The sequence below is a fragment of the Synechococcus sp. OH2 genome, assembly GCF_047462155.1.
Taxonomy (GTDB): Bacteria; Cyanobacteriota; Cyanobacteriia; order Thermostichales; family Thermostichaceae; genus Thermostichus.
Genome location: NZ_JANSIR010000099.1, coordinates 8,459 through 12,534, shown reverse-complemented (window position 1 = coordinate 12,534; position 4,076 = coordinate 8,459). Strand labels below are relative to the sequence as shown.

The 4,076-nt window shown below is 61.7% G+C and carries 4 protein-coding genes and 1 pseudogene; 2 read left to right on the top strand and 3 right to left on the bottom strand.

Translation table 11 applies throughout. The features are described 5' to 3' along the window. Positions 1 to 80: 80 nt before the first annotated feature. The 3 genes from NW835_RS09895 to obgE are packed head-to-tail and all read right to left on the bottom strand — an operon-like array spanning position 81 to position 2,271. Positions 81 to 776, bottom strand: coding sequence for an L-threonylcarbamoyladenylate synthase (locus NW835_RS09895; RefSeq protein ID WP_414337822.1), 696 nt, complete (start codon positions 774 to 776; stop codon positions 81 to 83). A 21-nt stretch (positions 777 to 797) separates the two neighbouring features. Further along, a complete protein-coding gene (locus tag NW835_RS09890; protein ID WP_414364871.1) occupies positions 798 to 1,172 on the bottom strand; it encodes a hypothetical protein in 375 nt (124 codons plus the stop codon). Beyond that, the gene (gene obgE, locus NW835_RS09885; RefSeq protein ID WP_414415189.1) at positions 1,114 to 2,271 is read right to left on the bottom strand and encodes a GTPase ObgE; all 1,158 of its coding nucleotides are present in this window, start codon (positions 2,269 to 2,271) and stop codon (positions 1,114 to 1,116) included. The genes NW835_RS09890 and obgE overlap by 59 nt, the downstream gene beginning before the upstream one ends. Before the next feature lie 201 nt (positions 2,272 to 2,472). Here obgE and NW835_RS09880 point away from each other — a divergent pair, with 201 nt between their 5' ends. Beyond that, on the top strand, positions 2,473 to 3,444 hold the full coding sequence (locus NW835_RS09880) for a 30S ribosomal protein S1 (protein WP_414415188.1): 972 nt from the start codon (positions 2,473 to 2,475) through the stop codon (positions 3,442 to 3,444). Between the two features lie 126 nt (positions 3,445 to 3,570). Beyond that, positions 3,571 to 4,076 (top strand): annotated as a pseudogene (locus NW835_RS09875) (resolvase); the annotation flags it as partial.

Genomic DNA, 4,076 nt, shown 5'->3' with positions numbered 1-4,076 from the left:
CAGGCATGGGCTTACCGCAGCAGCACGACCCTATTTTAGGAGTTGGTGGCAGCCGAGTAGGGCAAGGGGGATCCCGGCCCTCAGCCAGTCAGCTCTTCCACCCGCCTGAGCTCTGCCACCTGCTCGTACCCCAGGCCTGCCCGCACCAACAGGGGCTCCGGCCCCGTGAGATCGATGACCGTCGAGACCTGGGCCCGATAGGGAGCCTCGTCATCCAGCACCAGATCCACCTGTTTCTCCAACTGTCGCATTTCCTCGGCGGTAAAGATTCCCCCCTCTTCCCAATCCCCAACAGAGTCAAAACCCACCTCCAAAGAGCCGACGGGATCCCCGCCCAGCTTGGCCGAGGTGGAGACGATGGGGTTGCCTAACTCGGCCAACAGCGCCTGACAGATGGCCGAATCGGGCACGCGGATGCCAGTGGTTTTCCGCTTGGGATCCATGACTAGCTTGGGCACCAGCTTGGTGGCCGGCAGCAGAAACGTAAACGGGCCTGGGATCAGCCGCCGCATCAGTCGATAGGCGGGATCGCTCACCTGGGCATACTGGGCAATTTGGGAAAGCGAAGGGCACAAAAAGGTGAGGGGCTTGTCGTTGGAAAGCCGCTTGAGACGCCTTACCCGCTCCACCGCCTGCTTGTGGGTGACATCGCAGCCAATGGCATAGACCGTATCAGTGGGGTAGAGCATGACCGCCCCTTCCCGCAGAGCGGCTGCAATCCGTTGGATGGAGCGGGCCTGGGGATGCTGCGGATGGAGCTTAAAATACTCGGCCATTCGGGAGAAAAAAGCAAAACCTCAAGACTCAGAGCGGCTGGGGCTTTCCACCACTTCCGCCACTCCCCCAGAACGAGGGGTAGGCGGCACTGGCAGGGATCCCTGCGCTTCCGGCCAATCTTTTAGCTGTTGCATCAGCGCTTGAATATGCAGACGAGGCAAATAGGGCCAGTCGCCTGCTTCCTCCAAATCCTGAAGCACCCGATAGAGCTCTTGGCGGGTGTTGGGCAAAGACTCTCGGAAGGCCCCCTCCAAAATCGTGCGGTGCAGATCCTCCAACAACCGCAGGAGCATCAACAGCTCCAAGCAAGCTCCTGCCCTCGCCTGGGCCGCCTGCTCAATGGCCAACTTGATCTGGCGCAAGTCGGGGGGCAGATCCTCCGCCGAGATATACATAGCCGCTCATCTCTGAGTTTTGGGAAGGCAGGGGCACTCCTATTCTAAGATTCTTCTGCCCCTGGACCGGCTGGATTTTGCTGGCCGCCGCAGGTTGATGGGGATCCGGATCCCGGCCCAGGCACTGCCACACCCGCTGCAACAAGGGCTCCAGCCCCTGCCTGGCAACCGCCGAGATGACTGATACCGGCGCACCGGCAGCCATTGACAGCTGCTGGGTGCGCTCGGCCACCTCCTGGGGCTCAAGGGCATCGATCTTGTTCAAAACCACAATCTGCGGCTTGTCGCTAAGCCCGTGGCCGTAGGCGCGCAGCTCCTGCTGAATGATTTGGTAATCCCTGACGGGATCCGCCGTCGTACCGTCCACCAGGTGGATCAGCACCCGCGTGCGCTCCACATGGCGCAAAAAGTCGTGGCCCAGACCCACCCCTAGGTGCGCCCCCTCGATCAGTCCGGGAATGTCAGCAAACACCACCCCATCCCCGGAGGGATGAGGCACCACTCCCAAATTGGGCTGCAGGGTGGTGAAGGGGTAATCGGCGATCTTGGGCCGGGCGGACGAGACCACCGAGATCAGGGTGGATTTGCCCGCATTGGGCATACCGACGATCCCCACCTCGGCAATGAGCTTCAACTCCAGGCGCAGGCGTCGCCGCTCTCCCGGTTGGCCCCTGGTAAATTGGCGAGGAGCCCGATTGTGGTTGCTGAGAAAATGGGCATTGCCCAGGCCGCCCTTCCCGCCCCGAGCCACCAGCAGCCGATCCCCGGGCTGCACCAGATCCCCCAGCAGCTCGCCGGTCTCTGCGTTGAACACCATCGTGCCGCAGGGCACCCGCACCAGCCGATCCGCACCACTGGCCCCGCTGCAGTGGTTGGGTCCTCCCTTGGCCCCGTGCTCGGCTTTGATCAGCGGCTGGAAGCGAAAGTCCAACAAGGTCTGCAAGCCGGGATCCGCCACCAAGATCACCGAGCCGCCCCGTCCTCCATTGCCCCCCGAAGGCCCGCCGGCGGGCACGTACTTTTCGCGGCGAAAGGCAACAATGCCATCTCCGCCGTTCCCCGCCTGCACTTCAATTTCCGCCTGGTCGATAAAATGCAACCGCCCCTCTCCCAACTCTGGCCATCTCCCTCTAGCTTGGCAGGATCGCCAGGAAGTTTGCCACAAAAGTCGCCCTCTTAAGCTACGATAGTATTTCCCAAGCTATTGCCTGTCCCGCCCGGGAGGGTGAGCGAGTATGGGAGCCGTTCATTACCAAGTTCAACTGCTCTTCTAATTCGCGCCAACTGCTGTTACACCCCTATGAGTCGATTCACCGCTGCTGCCGATGTAGGTTTTACCACCGAGGACTTTGCTGCCCTACTGGACAAGTACGACTATCACTTCAGCCCCGGCGAAATTGTGGCCGGCACGGTATTTTCGGTGGAGCCGCGCGGCGCGTTGATCGATATCGGGGCCAAGACGGCTGCTTTCCTGCCTCTGCAGGAGATGTCCATCAGCCGGGTAGAAGACCCGCACGAGGTGCTGCAGCCGGGAGAGACCCGCGAGTTTTTCATCCTCACCGAAGAAAATGAAGAGGGGCAACTGACCCTCTCCATTCGCCGCATCGAGTACATGCGGGCCTGGGAGCGGGTGCGGCAGCTACAGAAAGAAGACGCCACGGTGCGGGCAACCATTTTTGCTACCAACCGCGGAGGCGCCCTGGTGCGCATTGAGGGATTGCGCGGCTTTATCCCCGGATCCCACATCAGCAGCCGCAAGCCCAAGGAAGAGCTGGTGGGCGAAGAGCTGCCCCTGAAGTTTTTGGAGGTGGACGAAGACCGCAACCGCTTGGTGTTGAGCCATCGCCGCGCTCTGGTGGGGCGGAAGATGAACAAGCTGGAGGTGGGCGAGGTAGTGGTCGGCACAGTGCGTGGCATCAAGCCTTACGGTGCCTTCATAGACATTGGCGGCGTCTCCGGCTTGCTGCACATTTCCGAGATCTCCCACGAACATGTTGACACGCCCCACAGCGTCTTCAACGTCAACGACGAAGTGAAGGTGATGATCATCGACCTAGACGCAGAACGGGGTCGGATCTCGCTGTCCACCAAGCAACTGGAGCCCAATCCCGGCGACATGCTGCGGGATCCCAAGTTGGTTTACGAAAAAGCAGAAGAAATGGCGGCCAAGTACCGCGAGCAACTGCGGGCTGCTAAGCAAGGACAAGCCGAAGAGGCGCCGCTAGAGGTGTCGGAAGAGGAGCTGGAATACGCGACTGCAGCGGTGGAGTAAAGCCATCTTGCGGAGAGCGGTCGGCAGCCAAGGGTTGCCGGTCTGTCTCTCCCTTAGCCTACCTGGGATCCCTGGCTAGGAGGGGTGTCGGGTGATGGTGCAGCGGCGGTGACAGGTTGCTTGTCCATGAGCATTTGTGGCTACCTCTACACGCCTGCCCATGCCCCTTGGCCAGACCAGGAGCTGGTCTGGTTGAAAGCACACGGGGCCGCTCCCATCTGGCACGACTGGGGATCCCGCGCCCACCTGGAAGAGCTGTTGCAGGGCATCGCCGCCGGATCGGTGCAGCAGGTGCTGCTGGTGCGCCTGGCGGATCTGGGGGATCGAGCGGAGGAAGTCCACCAACGGCTGTTGCAGATCCAACAGGCAGGGATCCAACTGAGCCTGGTAACCCAATCCGGCCTACACACCCCCAGCGAGGCTGCCGACTGGATCCCGCTGCTGGCCGAGATCCCCCATCAATTGCAAAGCCGCCGCCTCTGCCACAGCCAGGCCCGCAACCGCCTGGCGGGCAAGCCTCCCCCCGGCCCGGCTCCCTTTGGCTATCGCCGCGAAGGGGAGCGCTACGTGCTGGATCGCCGCCAGGCCCCTGTTGTTCAGGATTTTTTCCAGCACTTTCTTCTCTACGGATC

What these genes read in the sequence shown, in the direction of transcription:
- NW835_RS09895 (WP_414337822.1), bottom strand. Translation starts at nt 776, where the DNA reads ATGGCCGAGTATTTTAAGCTCCATCCGCAGCATCCCCAGGCCCGCTCC.
- NW835_RS09890 (WP_414364871.1), bottom strand. Translation starts at nt 1,172, where the DNA reads ATGTATATCTCGGCGGAGGATCTGCCCCCCGACTTGCGCCAGATCAAG.
- NW835_RS09880 (WP_414415188.1), top strand. Translation starts at nt 2,473, where the DNA reads ATGAGTCGATTCACCGCTGCTGCCGATGTAGGTTTTACCACCGAGGAC.